Origin of the sequence: Massilia niastensis DSM 21313 (assembly GCF_000382345.1) — a bacterium.
GTDB lineage: Bacteria > Pseudomonadota > Gammaproteobacteria > Burkholderiales > Burkholderiaceae_D > Telluria > Telluria niastensis.
Window position 1 is genome coordinate 29,835 of the sequence record NZ_KB908083.1, and the last position, 14,569, is coordinate 44,403.

Annotated in this window: 12 protein-coding genes and 1 tRNA gene; 5 read left to right on the forward strand and 8 right to left on the reverse strand. The window is 65.5% G+C overall.

Annotated features, from left to right (window positions below; genetic code table 11):
* Nucleotides 1-4: 4 nt before the first annotated feature.
* A complete protein-coding gene (locus H162_RS0106345; protein WP_020652615.1) occupies nucleotides 5-3,211 on the forward strand; it encodes an efflux RND transporter permease subunit in 3,207 nt (1,068 codons plus the stop codon).
* A gap of 116 nt (nucleotides 3,212-3,327) precedes the next feature.
* Nucleotides 3,328-3,636 (forward strand): DUF1272 domain-containing protein, encoded by a 309-nt coding sequence (locus H162_RS0106350; protein ID WP_020652616.1) that lies wholly within the window; start codon nucleotides 3,328-3,330, stop codon nucleotides 3,634-3,636.
* A gap of 61 nt (nucleotides 3,637-3,697) precedes the next feature.
* Here H162_RS0106350 and H162_RS0106355 read toward each other — a convergent pair whose 3' ends face one another.
* The 4 genes from H162_RS0106355 to H162_RS0106370 all read right to left on the reverse strand — a co-directional run bounded on the left by H162_RS0106355 (nucleotide 3,698) and on the right by H162_RS0106370 (nucleotide 7,616).
* Entirely contained in the window at nucleotides 3,698-4,081 is a 384-nt protein-coding gene (locus H162_RS0106355) for a hypothetical protein (RefSeq protein WP_020652617.1), read from the reverse strand.
* Between the two features lie 259 nt (nucleotides 4,082-4,340).
* Nucleotides 4,341-5,330 (reverse strand): NAD(P)H-hydrate dehydratase, encoded by a 990-nt coding sequence (locus tag H162_RS0106360; RefSeq protein ID WP_020652618.1) that lies wholly within the window; start codon nucleotides 5,328-5,330, stop codon nucleotides 4,341-4,343.
* Between the two features lie 10 nt (nucleotides 5,331-5,340).
* On the reverse strand, nucleotides 5,341-6,105 hold the full coding sequence (locus H162_RS0106365) for a histidine phosphatase family protein (protein WP_020652619.1): 765 nt from the start codon (nucleotides 6,103-6,105) through the stop codon (nucleotides 5,341-5,343).
* Nucleotides 6,106-6,215: 110 nt separating this feature from the next.
* A complete protein-coding gene (locus H162_RS0106370) occupies nucleotides 6,216-7,616 on the reverse strand; it encodes an L-cystine transporter (RefSeq protein ID WP_020652620.1) in 1,401 nt (466 codons plus the stop codon).
* Nucleotides 7,617-7,866: 250 nt separating this feature from the next.
* Between H162_RS0106370 and H162_RS0106375 the strand changes: the two genes are divergently transcribed.
* Nucleotides 7,867-9,579, forward strand: a complete 1,713-nt coding sequence (locus tag H162_RS0106375; protein WP_040786677.1) for a methyl-accepting chemotaxis protein — start codon at nucleotides 7,867-7,869, stop codon at nucleotides 9,577-9,579.
* A 312-nt stretch (nucleotides 9,580-9,891) separates the two neighbouring features.
* On the opposite strand, the gene H162_RS0106380 is transcribed toward H162_RS0106375, so the two are convergent.
* Nucleotides 9,892-10,083 carry a hypothetical protein gene (locus tag H162_RS0106380; RefSeq protein WP_020652622.1) on the reverse strand — a complete coding sequence of 64 codons (192 nt, stop codon included), beginning with the start codon at nucleotides 10,081-10,083 and terminating at the stop codon, nucleotides 9,892-9,894.
* An 804-nt stretch (nucleotides 10,084-10,887) separates the two neighbouring features.
* Here H162_RS0106380 and H162_RS0106385 point away from each other — a divergent pair.
* Together H162_RS0106385 and H162_RS0106390 are read left to right on the forward strand one after the other, a co-directional pair.
* A complete protein-coding gene (locus H162_RS0106385; RefSeq protein ID WP_020652623.1) occupies nucleotides 10,888-11,316 on the forward strand; it encodes a hypothetical protein in 429 nt (142 codons plus the stop codon).
* 248 nt (nucleotides 11,317-11,564) lie between these two features.
* The gene (locus H162_RS0106390) at nucleotides 11,565-12,974 is read left to right on the forward strand and encodes an MBL fold metallo-hydrolase (protein ID WP_156885491.1); all 1,410 of its coding nucleotides are present in this window, start codon (nucleotides 11,565-11,567) and stop codon (nucleotides 12,972-12,974) included.
* Between the two features lie 56 nt (nucleotides 12,975-13,030).
* Here H162_RS0106390 and H162_RS0106395 read toward each other — a convergent pair.
* From H162_RS0106395 to pal, 3 genes are all read right to left on the reverse strand, one after another.
* Nucleotides 13,031-13,106: transfer RNA gene (locus H162_RS0106395), tRNA-Lys, on the reverse strand.
* 79 nt (nucleotides 13,107-13,185) lie between these two features.
* The gene (gene ybgF / locus H162_RS0106400; RefSeq protein WP_026354303.1) at nucleotides 13,186-13,941 is read right to left on the reverse strand and encodes a tol-pal system protein YbgF; all 756 of its coding nucleotides are present in this window, start codon (nucleotides 13,939-13,941) and stop codon (nucleotides 13,186-13,188) included.
* 102 nt (nucleotides 13,942-14,043) lie between these two features.
* Entirely contained in the window at nucleotides 14,044-14,568 is a 525-nt protein-coding gene (gene pal / locus H162_RS0106405) for a peptidoglycan-associated lipoprotein Pal (protein WP_020652626.1), read from the reverse strand.
* Between the last annotated feature and the right edge of the window lies 1 nt (nucleotide 14,569).

The following is a 14,569-nucleotide window of genomic DNA, read 5'->3' on the forward strand; positions in this document are numbered from 1 at the left end:
CAACATGTTCCTCTCCAATTTCAGTGTCAAGCGGCCGGTCGCGACCATCGTCATGATCGTGGCGATGATGTGCATCGGCCTGCTCGCCCTGTCGAAGCTGAAGGTGAACGAGAACCCCGACGTCGAGGTTCCGGTCGTCATCGTCGACATCCCGTATCCGGGCGCGTCGCCCGAAACCGCCGAGCGCGAGATCACCAACCGCCTCGAGAAGCAGATGCTGGCGATCCAGGGCGTCACCGAGGTCAACTCCAACTCCTACGAAGGCGGCGCCTCGATCTGGATGGAATTCGACTTCGACCGCAACCTGATCGAAGCCTCCGACGACGTGCGCAATGCGATCGCCGCGGTGCGCTACAAGCTGCCGGTCGAGATGCGCGAGCCGGTGCTGCGCCGCTACGACCCTGCGGCCGATCCGGTCATGACGCTGGCCCTGTCCTCGAGCAGCCAGAGCCATGCCGAAATCTCGCGCTATGCCGAAGACGTGCTGGCCGACAAGTTCCGCGCCATCGACGGCGTCTCCACCGTGAACGTCAACGGCGCCCTGCGGCGCGAACTGTCGGTGCTGCTGCGCGCCGAAAAGCTGCGCGAGTACAACGTGTCGGTGTCCGACGTCAGCAATGCGCTGCGCACCCAGAACACCAATGCGCCGGTGGGCAAGCTGCGCAGCGAACTGGACGAGAAGGGCATCCGCCTGGTCGGCCGCATCGAGCGTCCCGAGGACTTCTCGCAGGTGGTGGTCAAGCGCAACGGCGACCAGATCGTGCGCCTGAACCAGGTGGCCGAGATCAAGGACGGCTACGCCGACATCAACAACATGTCGGTCCGCAGCGGCAAGTCGAACGTGGGCCTGCAGATCTCGCGTTCGCGTGACGCCTCGACCGTATCGATGGCGAAGAAGGTGCGCCAGGTGGTCGAGGAAGCCAACAAGGAGATGCCACCGGGCACCAAGCTGGAAATCACCCGCGACGGCGGCAAGGAAGCGCAGTCGAGCCTGAACAACGTGATCGAGGCGCTGGTGCTGGGCGCGATCCTGACCATCTTCGTCGTGTACGCCTTCCTGAATTCCTGGCGCTCGACCCTGATCACCGCGCTGTCGCTGCCGACCTCGGTGCTGGCCGCCTTCATCGCCGTGTGGCTGTGCGGCTTCACCCTGAACTTCATGACCCTGCTGGGCCTGTCGCTGGCGATCGGCGTGCTGATCGACGATGCGATCGTGGTGCGTGAAAACATCGTGCGCCACATGGAACTGGGCTCCGACCGCCGTACCGCCGCCCTCGAAGGCACGGCCGAGATCGGCATGGCCGTGGCCGCGACGACCTTCTCGATCATGGCCGTGTTCGTGCCGGTGGCCTTCATGCCGGGCATTTCCGGCGAATGGTTCCGTCCGTTCGCGCTGACCGTGACCTGCTCGGTCATCGTGTCGCTGTTCATCTCGTTCACGCTCGACCCGATGCTGTCGGCCTACTGGGGTGACCCGCCGGATCACGCACATGCGCCGAAGAAGGGTTTCAGCCGCGTGCTGGCGCGCTTCAACACCTGGTTCGACCATCAGTCCGACCGCTACGGCAACGTGATCGCCTGGGCGCTGCACCACCGCAAGTGGATGGCGGCCATCGCCGTCGCCAGCTTCGTCGGCGCCATCGCCCTGCACGCAACCTGGGGCGGCTCGAGCTTCGTGCCGAAATCGGACCGCGGCCTGCTGCAGATCGACGTCCGTACCCCGGCCTCGTCGAGCGTCGAGTATGCACGCCGCAAGATGGAATCGGCGGCCGAACTGGCGCGCAGCATTCCGGAAACCAAGGATACCAACAGCTTCATCAACGCCAGCGGCGGCCGTATCTATGTCGACATCGGCAAGCGCAGCGAGCGCAAGCGCAGCGCGGTCCAGGTCGGCGTCGACCTGCGCGAGAAGCTGAGCCACCTGGTGGGTGCGGAGTACACCGTGATCGATGACCTGAACGGCGGCGGCAAGCCGGTCCAGATCGAGTTCACCGGTCCGGAGTCGCGCAAGCTGATGGAACTGACCACCGCCTTCATGGAAAAGCTGCGCGACGTGCCGGGCGCGGTCGACGTCAGCCTGTCGGAACAGGATCCGAAGAACGAGCTGCAGATCGTGCTCGACCGCGGCCTGGCCAACGCCATGGGCATCTCGGTGAACGACGCCGCGCAGTCGCTGCGCGTGGCCTTCGCCGGCATCGAGGTGGGCGACTGGGTCGACCCGACCAGCGAGACCCGCGACGTCGCGGTGCGCCTGCACCCGGACGACCGCGTCAACACCGAGAACATCGAGCGCCTGCCGATCGCGGTGAACGGCACCGGCATGATGGTGCCGCTCGCACAGATCGCCACCATCACCATGGGCAAGGGCCCGGCCGCGATCCGCCACAAGAACGGCGAGCGCATGATCACCGTGTCGGCCAACGCCCAGGGCCGTTCGGCGGGCGAAGTGACGGCCGACGCCATGAAGCTGGCGAAGAGCTTCGACTTCCCGCCGGGCTATGGCCTGTCGCTGGGCGGCGCCGGCGAGGACCAGCAGGAAGTGTTCACCGAGATGGCCATCTCCCTGGTCTCGGGGATCGGCCTGATGTACCTGATCCTGGTGATGCAGTTCGGTTCGTTCACCGCACCGATCGGCGTGATGCTGTCCTTGCCGCTGTCCCTGATCGGCGTGGTGGTGGCGCTCCTGATCACCAAGAACACGCTCAACCTGATGAGCATCATCGGCATCATCATGCTGATGGGCCTGGTGGCCAAGAACGCGATCCTGCTGCTCGACGCCGCCCGTGCCCTGGAGCGCGAAGGCATGGACCGCGAGGAAGCGCTGATGGCGGCCGGCCGCAAGCGCCTGCGTCCGATCCTGATGACGACCTTCGCGCTGATCGCGGGCATGCTGCCGGTGGCGATGGCCTTCGGCGACTCCGGCCAGTTCTACCAGCCGCTGGCGATCGCGATCATCGGGGGCACCATCACCTCGACCTTCCTGACCCTGCTGGTCGTGCCGACCTTCTATGACAGCATCGAGATCGCCCGCGACCGCATGCTGGCGAAGTTCGGCCGCCGCGCCACCCGCCTCAACCCGCTGGTGGCTTTCCTGATGACCTTCGTGGAAGCGATCCTGACCCTGGTCTTCGTGCGCTTCGTGTTCCGCATGATCGTGCGCCTGGTCCGCCTGGTCACGGGCCGCGGCCGCGGCACGCCGCAACCGGCCTGATGCCGGGGCAGGGCGCCGCTGCAAGGGCGCCCCGCCAGCCGGACAGCCTGACGGCCAGCCTTGCTGGCCGTTTTTTTTAACCTGCGATTATTTGCCTGCAACCGAAAGGACGCCACATGCTTGAATGCCGCCCCAGCTGCGAGAACTGCGACAAGGCGCTGCCACCGAACGCGCCGGACGCGCGCATCTGTTCCTTCGAATGCACCTTCTGCGCCGCCTGCGTGGACGGCGTGCTCGCCAATGTCTGCCCGAACTGCGGCGGCGGCTTTGCCCCGCGCCCGGTGCGGCCTGCGCGGAACTGGAAGAACGATAACTTCCTCGGGAATCATCCGGCGCGCACCCGGCCGGTCTACAAGCCCGTGGATGCGGCGGCCCATGCGGAATTTGCCGCGGCCATCAGGAACATTGCTCCGGAAGAGCGCTGAAGGCAGGACATACGCACAGGGCCCGCGCTGGCGGGCCCCGCTTGTTGCCGGTATCCAGGGCTTAGCGGCCGGAACCGGTGCCGGTGCCGGTGGTGCCGGTCGTGCCCGAGGTGCCGGTACCCGTGCCCGTGCCGGTCGCGGGCGGGGTGGTGGTGTCGCCCGTGGTGCCGGTTGCCGGCGGGGTGGTGGTATCGGTGCCGGTCGCCGGTGGGGTGGTGGTGCCGGTACCGGTGCCGGTATCGCCCGTGGTGCCGGTGGTGCCCGTGCCGGTTGCGCCGGTGCCGGTGTCACCGGTGGTGCCAGTCGTGCCCGAGGCGCTGCTCGGCGTCGTGGCCGACGTATCGCCGGCGGTGCCGGCGGTGTCATTCTTCTTGCAAGCGCCCAGCAGGGTAGCCAGGACAGCCGCGGTCAGCAGGATTTTTGGTGCCTTGGTTAGTGCTTTCATTGTTTATACTCCTCGTTTACGTCTATCTTGTGCCGGGGGCTCCAGGTGAGGCGCTGGAGCGCCACGGCGCCAGTTAAGTTCCTCCATAGGTCCGGGACCCGGCGGTGGAACCATCAGGGAACCGACGCAAGACGCGGCTCCGGTTGTGCACGCACCAGCAGTGAAATTAGACCGGCAGCCTGGCTCCCGGTTCGCTGGATTGCACACATCGTGCATTTTCCGCAGCATCGACACTTGCGGAATCGACAGCAGCAGGCCGCTAGGCGCCCAGCTCCTGTCCCACCGGCGACGGCCGGATGGTCGGGGCGTCGGCAGCCGCGTGGCCGCCGACCTGTTCCAGCAGCGCGGGAATTTCCTGCGAAATTTCCCGAGCGAGATATCCCAATGTGCCCAGCCGTTCCGCAAGGCGGTCGCCGGCGCGCGCATGCAGCGCCACGCCCCAGCACGCCGCCTGGGCCGGCGCTGCGCCACGTGCGACCAGTCCGGCGATGATGCCGGCGAGCACGTCGCCGGAACCGGAAATGGCCAGGCCAATGTTGCCGGCGCCTTCGTGCTGCCACAGCTCGCCCTCGGGGCTCGCGATCACGGTGCGCGCGCCTTTCACTATCATCAACGCATTCCATGCGCGCGCGGTGGACAGGGCATGCGGATCGGGCCGCTCGACGATGCCGGCCTTGTCGACGCCGGTCAGGTGCGCCATCTCGCCGGCATGCGGGGTCAGGATCACGGGCCGCTCGAAGCGGAACGGCCTGCCTTCGGGCCAGCCCAGCGGCGGATGCAGCATGGCGCCCATCGCACAGGCGTCGAGCACGATGTTGGTCCTGGCGGCGTCCAGGCGCGGCAGCAGCGCGTGCACGAGCGCGGCGGTGGCCGGTTCGTCGCACATGCCGGGGCCGATCAGGATGGCGTCGACGTGGTCGGCGAGCGGATCGAGGCTGGCGACGGCGTCGAGGCTGAAGCCGGCCGAGGTGTGCTCGGCCAGGGCGATCACGCGCGCCTCGGGCATGGCCAGCGCCACCAGTTGCGCCACGCTGGCCCCGGTCGCGATGGTCAGCTTGCCGGCGCCGGCGCGCAGCGCGGCGGTCGCGGCCAGGATGACGGCGCCCGGCATCTCGCACGAGCCGCCGAGTACCAGCACGTGGCCGCGCAATTCCTTGTCGCCTTCGCCGTCCGGCTGGGGCAGCGCCCAGCTGCGCAGGAAGGCAAGGTCAACGTCATGCACCGCAGTGGCGTGGTTGGTCGAATCCATGGGAGTGGCCTTATGCCTTCGGAGCGGCGGGCAGGTCCTTGCTTGTGGTGACCGGCGTGCCCGTGTCTTCCAGCGGTGCGACGAAGTTGACCAGGTGCAGCGCGAGATCGCCGCGCTTGCCCATCGTGGGATCGAAACGGTACGAGGTGACCGAGCAGTTCGGCACGTCGAGCGCGCGATCGTAATCGAGGATCGAGGCCTCGTCGAGGCGCTCGAACAGGTAGCGGAAGCAGTTCACCGTGACCTGGTGCGCGACGATCAGCACGCGCTCGCGGCAGTACTCGCGCTCGAGCGTGTCCATGACGCTGCGCAGGCGCAGGATCACGTCGCACCAGCTCTCGCCGCCGGGCGGGCGGAAGTAGAACTTGCCGACGTGCTGGCGCTGCTCGTAGAGTTCGGGATAGTGGTGGGCGATGCCGTGCGTGGTGAGGCGGTCGAGGATGCCGAATTCCTTCTCGCGCAGGCGCTCGTCGGACTGCACGGCAAGCAGCTCGTCGCGGTCGAGGCCCCCCATCAGGAGCTTGGCGGTCTCGGCGGCGCGCAGGTAGGGGGAGTGCAGCACGACGTTCGGGCGCTGCGCCGGCGGCAGGGCGGCGAACCATGAGGCCAGCGCCTCGGACTGGCGCACGCCCAGTTCCGACAGGGGGACGTCGACATCACGCTCGACGATGTCGATGTGATGGCCGGCGGACGCCTCCGCCAGTTCGCGCGCGACGTTGCCTGAGCTCTGTCCATGCCTGACCAGCCAGATGTCCTGTGGCCATTTTTGTTCCATCACCTGCCCGTCCCGGATATTGACTTGGCGTCATCATAGACGGATTCGGCAGGGCGTCAGCGCACGATTGCCGCGCTTCCGCAGCAGCTCACCGCGCTGTCGGAAGGGGCTTACACGGCCTGCTCTTCGCTATCCAGGTTGATGTCGGCGTCACTGTCGAACACCCGCATATCGGTCTGTCCGAGCGCGCGGCTGGTGACCACGCCGGCGGTGATGGAGCCGCTGACGTTGAGCGCGGTGCGGCCCATGTCGATCAGCGGTTCGACCGAGATCAGGAGGCCGGCCAGGGCCACCGGCAGGTCCATGGCCGACAGCACGATCAGCGCCGCGAAGGTGGCGCCGCCGCCGACGCCGGCCACGCCGATCGAACCGAAGGCGACGATGGCCAGCAGCGGCAGCAGGAAGCCGGCGCTCATCGGATCGATGCCGACCGTGGGCGCGATCATCACGGCCAGCATCGCCGGGTAGATGCCGGCGCAGCCGTTCTGGCCGATGGTGGCGCCGAACGAGGCCGCGAAGTTGGCGATGCCCGCGGGCGTGCCGAGGCGCGCGGTCTGGGTCGCCACGCTCATCGGGATGGAGCCGGCGCTGGTGCGCGAGGTGAAGGCGAAGGCCAGCACCGGGAAGATCTTGCGCAGGTAGCGCCACGGGTTGAGGCCGGAGGCGCCGGCCATCAGGAGGTGCACGCCGAACATCAGCGCGAGCGCGCAGTACGAGGCCACCACGAAGCCGAGCAGGTCGAGGATGTTCTGCAGGCTCGAGCCCGCCACCATTTTCGTCATGAGCGCGAACACGCCGAAGGGCGTCAGGCGCAGCACCAGGGTCACCATGCGCATCACGATCACGTGGGCGACATGGACGAACTGGCTGAACGCGTTGAAGACTTCCGGCTTCTTGCCGGCGATGCCGGTGGCCGAGATGCCGATGAAGATCGAGAACACGACGACCGCGATGGTCGAGGTCTTGCGCGCGCCCGTCATGTCGAGGAAGGGATTGGCCGGGATGAAGGACAGGATCATGCCGGGGAGCGAGATGTCCCTGGCGGCGGCCAGGTTGCCCTGCATGTATTCGCCGCGCGCCACTTCGGCCGCGGAGGCGGTCAAGCCGACCGCGCTCAGGCCGAACAGCTTGGCCATCAGGATGCCGATCGATGCGGCCACGATCGTGGTGAGGATCAGGGTGCCGATGGTCAGGGTGCTGATGGTGCCGAGCGAGGACGCGTTGCGCAGCTTCAAGATCGCCTGGACGATCGAGACCATGATCAGCGGAATGATGATCATCTGCAGCAGCTTGACATAGCCCTGGCCGACGACGTCCAGCCAGGCGCCCGTCGCGACGATCACCGGCGACGCGGCGCCGTAGATGGCCTGGAAGGCGGCCCCGAGCACGACGCCCAGGCCGAGGGCGGTAAATACCCGCCGGGTGAACGAGGCGTGGCTGGCCTGCATGCGGTACAGCAGGGCGCAGACGGCGAGGGCGACGGCCAGGTTCAGGAGCAGGGGGAGATTCATGTCGGCCTTTTGAGCAACACTGGGATGCGGATGGATCGCAGCATTCTATATGCAAACCAATATTGCCGCTTTCCCCTAGGTCATTAATTGTTGTTTAGGCAAGATCTGGGATTTCTGTGTTGCAATGCAGCGACGTCCGAAAAGATCGAACGCAAGAAACAGCCCATTCTTTCCCTTAAGGCTAGAGATATTTCTATAATTCAATGAGGTATCCATCCTTCAACCGGTTTCTAGCCTTTCCATGCGGACCATGTTCAAACACCTCAGCATCAAGTCGCGGCTCATCTTCGTCATTGCCTTCCTGGCGGTCGAACTGATCGCCGGCGCCGTCATCGGCATCTACAACCTCGGCGTCGCGAATGCCGAACTCAAGCAAATGCATGACGAGCGCCTGGTGGCGATGAATGAGGTCGGCCATGTCGTGCAACTGATCACCCTCAACCAGCTGAATGTCGCCAAGGCGGTCAACGTCGAGGACGCGGCGGTGCGCGGTGCCATGATGAGCGAGGTGGACGCCAACGCGGCCCAGATCACCAAATTCTGGGAGGCCTACAAGGCGGGCGAGCTGAGCGACGACGAGCGCACGCTGGCCGAGCAGTTCACCGCGGCGCGCAAGGAATTCCTGGCCCAGGGCCTGATGCCGGCGGTGGCCGCGATCCGCGCCAACGACAACGCCCAGGCCATGCAGCTGCTGAACGGGCCGATGACGCGCCTGTTCAAGCCGATGCGCGACATGGGCGACAAGCTGCTGAAGGAACAGCAGGAGCAGGCGCTGGTGGAATACGAGCGGTCGCAGGCGACCTTCGAGCTGGTGCGCCTGGTCTGCCTGGCCGGCCTGGTGTTCGGCGTGGCGATGGCGGCCGTGGTGGGCTGGCTGCTGGTGCGCGCCATCGTGCGTCCGCTGGAAAAGGCGGTGGCGATCGCCGGCGCCGTCGCGGCCGGCGACCTGACCCAGACCATCGAGGTCGATTCGCGGGACGAGACCGGCCGCCTGCTGCAGGCGCTGAAGGACATGAACGACTCGCTGGTGAAGATCGTCAGCCAGGTGCGCAACGGCACCGACACCATCGCCACCGCATCGAGCCAGATCGCGGCGGGCAACCTCGACCTGTCGGCGCGCACCGAGCAGCAGGCCGGTTCGCTGGAAGAGACGGCATCCTCGATGGAAGAACTGACTTCCACCGTGAAGCAGAACGCCGACAACGCACGCCAGGCCAACGCGCTGGCGACCTCGGCGTCGGCAGTGGCGGGCAAGGGCGGCGCCGTGGTCGAGCAGGTGGTGGTGACGATGGGCGCGATCAATGCGTCGGCCACGCGCATCGTCGACATCATCGGGGTCATCGACGGCATCGCCTTCCAGACCAATATCCTGGCGCTGAACGCGGCGGTGGAAGCCGCGCGCGCCGGCGAGCAGGGCCGCGGCTTCGCCGTGGTGGCGGGCGAAGTGCGCAGCCTGGCGCAGCGCAGCGCCGCGGCGGCGAAGGAGATCAAGGCGCTGATCGACGATTCGGTCGACAAGGTGCACCACGGCTCGGAGCTGGTCGACCAGGCCGGCGCCACGATGGCCGAGATCGTGCAGAGCGTCAGCCGCGTGACCGACATCATGGCCGAGATCACGGCCGCCAGCCAGGAACAGACCGCGGGCATCGAGCAGATCAACAGCGCGGTCACCCAGATGGACCAGGTGACCCAGCAGAATGCGGCGCTGGTCGAGCAGGCGACGGCGGCGGCCCGTTCGCTGCAGGACGAGGCCGCGGCCCTGGCGCACACCGTGGGCGCCTTCAAGCTGGTTGGCGCCGCGCAGGCCGCGCCGCGCACGGGCGCCCTGGCGGCGCGTCCGGCGGCCCGTCCGGCCAGGGCGCCCGCCGCGCCGCCGCGTGTGAAGGCCGAGGCCGCGCCCGCCGCGCGCAAGCCGGGCAAGGCCGAACCGGTCGAGGCGAGCGACGGCTGGGAAGAGTTCTGATCCGCGTCAGCTGTTCTTGTTCTGGTGAAGGCCAACCGCGCTGCGGTTGGCCTTTTGCTTTGTGCGAGGGAAGTGCGGCTTGTCAGCCGATGCCCGGGGGCAGCGGTCCAAGGAAGCGATGGCGCAGGATGGCGGGACGATCGGCAGTGCGGGGATCGGAGGGCAGGGCAGGGCGCTGCGGGGAGCGTTGAACTACCGCGCTCGGCTATCGGAGCACGACTGCATGCGATCCTGGCGCGGCCAGGACAGGTGTGCCAGCATGCGGGACCCTGTGCGCAGCCGCGGCGGGCTGGCGCACACGGCCCGGATTGCTTACTCGAATGCGATCACCACGGCGACCAGGCCCACGCACAGGCCGGCGATGAGGCCGATGCGGTGGCGCAGCCGGCGGCTGCTGGACAGGACATCCTTGGCCATGTTGCGGCGCGGTGCGCGCGGGTCGGTGTTGTCCACGGTCGCGGTGTGGATCGGGGAGTGGTGGCGTTCGGTATGTTCGGTATGCATGGTGTCTCCTGTTGCCGTCTCCGCCGGAGAACGGCAGGGGTTCGGACCAGTCTGGTCAAGAATTCGATAGTGAGGGCCCGGGGAATTGCCTGATGGAGCAGGTTCGCCGGGCTTAAGCAAGCCGGGCAGCGGCCTGGCGCCCGTGGTGGGTGCATGGCGCGGGTAAACATGGCGTCAGGCGGGAGCGCCGCGCAGCCGTCGCGCCGGGAAGGCGCTGGCAGGTTCGATGCGGGCGGTTGGTGCGTAACATGGGGCCACTACTCAGCTTGTTTTGGAAAATCCCCTCGGAAACGCGGGAAACGCGCGCCTGCGAGTGGTGTTAATCATTTTACATCTTTTGGCCTCAAACGCAAGAGGCGTACGCTTAATGCTTACTTAAACCTTACTGGGTGATTGCCGTAAGGAAATAAAACCATCCTAGCATGAGTTTTGTCCCTGTGGGGGCCAACATGCCGGCCATTACCTGTTTTTTGTCTTGACATGTCCAGCTTAACGCACGCATTCCGGTGCGGGTTGACGAGTTACCGATAGTTGCATTTGACCCTGCCGTAGCGCGAAATCGCGATACGGAAAGCCGGATGGTGCGATCGATTCTGTGTCATTTCGTATCGATCTGACTTTTTCTGGTTCGAGACCGTTTCGTGATGCATGGCCCGAACGGCTTTGCGGCCGGCCGACCCTGCTCTAGACTGGGTTCACCGCGTCGGGTACGCCCGGCGCAGCACATTCCGGAGGGCTGATGTCGCACTGGACCCGGAGCGATACGTGCCCTGAACGTCCAACTGGTTTCATGAAGGAGCGATCATGCGTCCCCTGTCCCTAGCACTTGCTGCATCCCTGCTGCTGCTGGCGTCCAACGCCGGCGCCCAGTCAGGAAGCTATCCAGCGACCGGCACCACGCCGTCATCGACCGTCCAGGTGACGGCGCCAGCCCCGGGCTTCCAGTTCTGGGAGTACCAGGCCGAATGGATCAGCGGCGCCTATGCCATGTCGAACGGCTGGCGCCTGAAGGTGGATCCATCCTCCACCGGCATCGTGGCGCAGATCGACAAGCAGCGCCCGATGAAACTCATTGCCCTCTCCGAAGACAAATTCGTCTCGCGTGACGGCAATGTGTCGATGGAATTCAACCGCGGCGCGCAAGGCGACGAAATGCTGATGAGCTATGTGCCGGACGATCCGAGCCTGGCCCACCAGGTCATCGTGGTGAAGGCGACGATGGCGCAGCGCTGAGCGTGCATCACGAGCCTGCCCGCGGCCTGGCCGCGGGGCAGCGCAACCGGCAAGCCCGGTACCAGGAACGCCAGCCTGCGAAGGCTGGCGTTCTGTTTTGTCGTCGCCCGGTCGCGCGCTCTGCCATTGGGCATACATGGCGCCGGTTTGAGGCATCCATGCGACATGCATCGTTTTTGTAATGACGAACATGATATGGATCGATGTACGATGTAACAAACTGATAAGTGAGCGAAAGGCTGGCCGACATGAAGATCACTTTTGTTGGACACGCATCGATACTCATCGAGACCGGGGGAGTCCGCATCCTTTCCGATCCATGGTGGCGCGGGCCGTGCTTCGGCGCCCAATGGTGGGTCTATCCGCCCCCGGCGGTCGACGTGCTGAAGGACGCCAGGCCGGACTACATCTATATCTCCCACGGTCATCACGACCACCTGCACCCGGGGACGCTCGCGCAGTTCAGCCGGGATACGCTGATCCTGGTCGCGCAGTCGTCCAACATGACGCGCTTCATCCGCGACATGGGATTCAACGTGATCGAAGTCGGCGACGAGGACATCGCACTGGGCGGCGAGGGCGTCAGCTGCCGCATCATTCCGACCTACTCGGACGACACCTTGATGGCCATCAGCGACGGCCGCGAGGTATGCCTGAACATCAACGATGCCCTGCACTCGGCGCCGGCGACGGTCCAGGAGGCGCTGGCCGCGAGGCTGAAGGCGCTGTACCCCGTGATCGACTATGTGTTCTGCGGCTACGGGACGGCCTCCCATTTCCCCAACTGCTATGTCATTCCGGACAAGAATCGCGCCGCCACCGCCGCCCACCGCCAGGCCTATTTCAACCGGCAATGGGCCAGGCTGATCGACCGGCTCGCCCCCCGGTTCGGCTTTCCTTTCGCCGCCGATGTGGTGTTCCTGGAAGAGGACCTGCAGTGGGCGAATGAGCCGATGCACAATTCCGAGCGCCCAACCGATGCGTTTCGAAAAGTCTTCCCCGACTCCAGGGTCTGTGTCACCGATATCGCCCCCGGCCATGTCATCGAGGACGGCGTCACGCGCCATGCCGAGCTGCGCAAGCCACTTTCCATGGAGGCATTGCGCTCGGCCTATGATGAACAGATTGTGCGTGCCAACCGCTACGGCAGCGTCACCGGCGAAGCCATCGATGAAGTCGCCCGGCTGCTCCAGGGCGCGCTCGATGCGCATCGCGAATACCTGATGAGCTACGAAGGCGATTACCGCTTCCTGATCCGCTTCCGCAACAGCGATACCGGTGTGCTGGTCGAGAAGCGCGGACGGCAGCTCGGCCTGAACAAGATCGAGGCGGGCGAGGGCAGGCTCCCGGACTTCGACGTCATGTACACGACGCGCCTGCACTACCTGAAGAACAGCCTTGCCCGGCGCTATGGCGATGAAATCCTGTTCGTCGGGTCGGGGGGCATTTTCGAATATGCCGACCGCAGGCTGGCCGGCAGCAACCTGCACCGCGAACTGCAGGTCTTGCTGAAAAAGCCCGGCAAGGCGAAATTGCGCCGCTACGGCAATTCATCGCGATCCGTGTACAAGCTGAAGCGGGTGGTGAAGCGGATGCTGGGCCGCAAGAGCGAGAGCCTGTACGACCTCGATGCCTGGACCGTCTACGCCAGCCAGTGAGCATGGAGCGGAAACAACAACGCCAACCCGGAGGTTGGCGTTGTTGTTTGTATCTTTGGTAGGCCGTGCGGGATTCGAACCTGCGACCAACGGATTAAAAGTCCGCTGCTCTACCAGCTGAGCTAACGACCCGAAGAAACAAGATTATAGGTCGCGGCAATGAAGCTGTCAATTGCCGGCATGGCGCACGGCGCGCGCTGCCGTCGTCGGCTTACTTCAGCGAGGCCAGGCGGTCGCGCGCCGTCTGCGCCGCGCTCGAGCCCGGATACTTCGAGACCAGCTGCTGCAGCGCCTTCTTGGCGTTCTTGTTGTCCTTCAGCAGGGTATAGCTGCTGGCGATGTTCAGCATCGCGTCCGGCACCTTGGAGCTGCTGTTGTAGGTCTTGGTCACCACTTCCTGGGCCGCGATGGCCTTCTTGTAGTCGCCCAGCGCGTAGTAGGCGTTGCCCAGCCAGTACTGCGCGTTCGAGGCGTAGGCCGATTCCGGGTAGCGGCGCACGAAGTCCTGCAGCGCGGTCGCGGCGGCCTTGTAGTCGCCCGACTGGAACAGCTGGGTCGCGGTGTCGTAGGAGGTCTTCTCGGCCGGCTGCACTTCGGCGGTCTGGCCGTCGATGGTTTCCTGGCGCGGTTCGAGCTTCTTGATGCGGGCGTCGAGGTCGGCGTAGAACTGCTTCTGGTTGTTCTGGGCCTTGTTGATCTCGTTGGCCAGCACTTCGAGCTGGCCGCGCAGGCGCGCCAGTTCCTGCATGGTCTGTTCGTGCTGGTTCAGCGCCTCGATCGCCGCGCTCTTGTCCGACTTGGTGTCGATGCGCGCATTCAGGTCACGCGCGATGTTGTCGACCTTCGCACGCAGGTCGAGAATGGCTTTGCGCGCCTCTTCGTCGTCGAGCAGGCCGGCAGACGCCTGCAGCGGCATCCAGGCTGCCAGGAACAGGCAGGCAAGACGGGACGGGGACAGTATGTTCATGGCGTGGCTCTTTCTACTAAACCGGTTACGAAAGGAAAAACGGGCGGGTTGCAGTCTGCACTGCGTCCCGCCCGCTGTCAATCGGCCGTCTCAGCCTATCGATTACTGATAGACGATGTCGGCACGACGGTTTTCAGCCCAGGCGGCTTCATCGCTGCCGGTTGCCTTCGGCTTTTCTTCGCCCAGCGACACTGCCTCCATCTGGGTTTCGGTCACGCCCAGCGAAGCCATCGAGCGGCGCACTGCCTCGGCGCGCTTCTGGCCCAGGGCCAGGTTGTACTCGGTGCCGCCGCGTTCGTCGGTGTTACCCTGGATCAGGACCTTGCGCTGCTTGTTCTTGTTCAGGTAACCCGAGTGGTTTTCCACGACCGGCTTGCCGTCGTCGCGCACGACGAAGCTGTCGAAGTCGAAGTAGACGCTACGGTTGGCCAGCACGCCTTTCGGATCGTTCAGCGGATCCACCGAGCCGGTTTCGACCGGACGGATGTCGCGGGTGTCAGGTGCGGCCGGGGCTGGCGCAGGGGTTTTCTCGACAACCGGGGTCTCGTTCAGCTTGGTCGGCGACGAGCAAGCGGTCAGCAGGGCGGCTGCCGACACGATGAAGGCTACACTCTTGAAGTTGCGCATA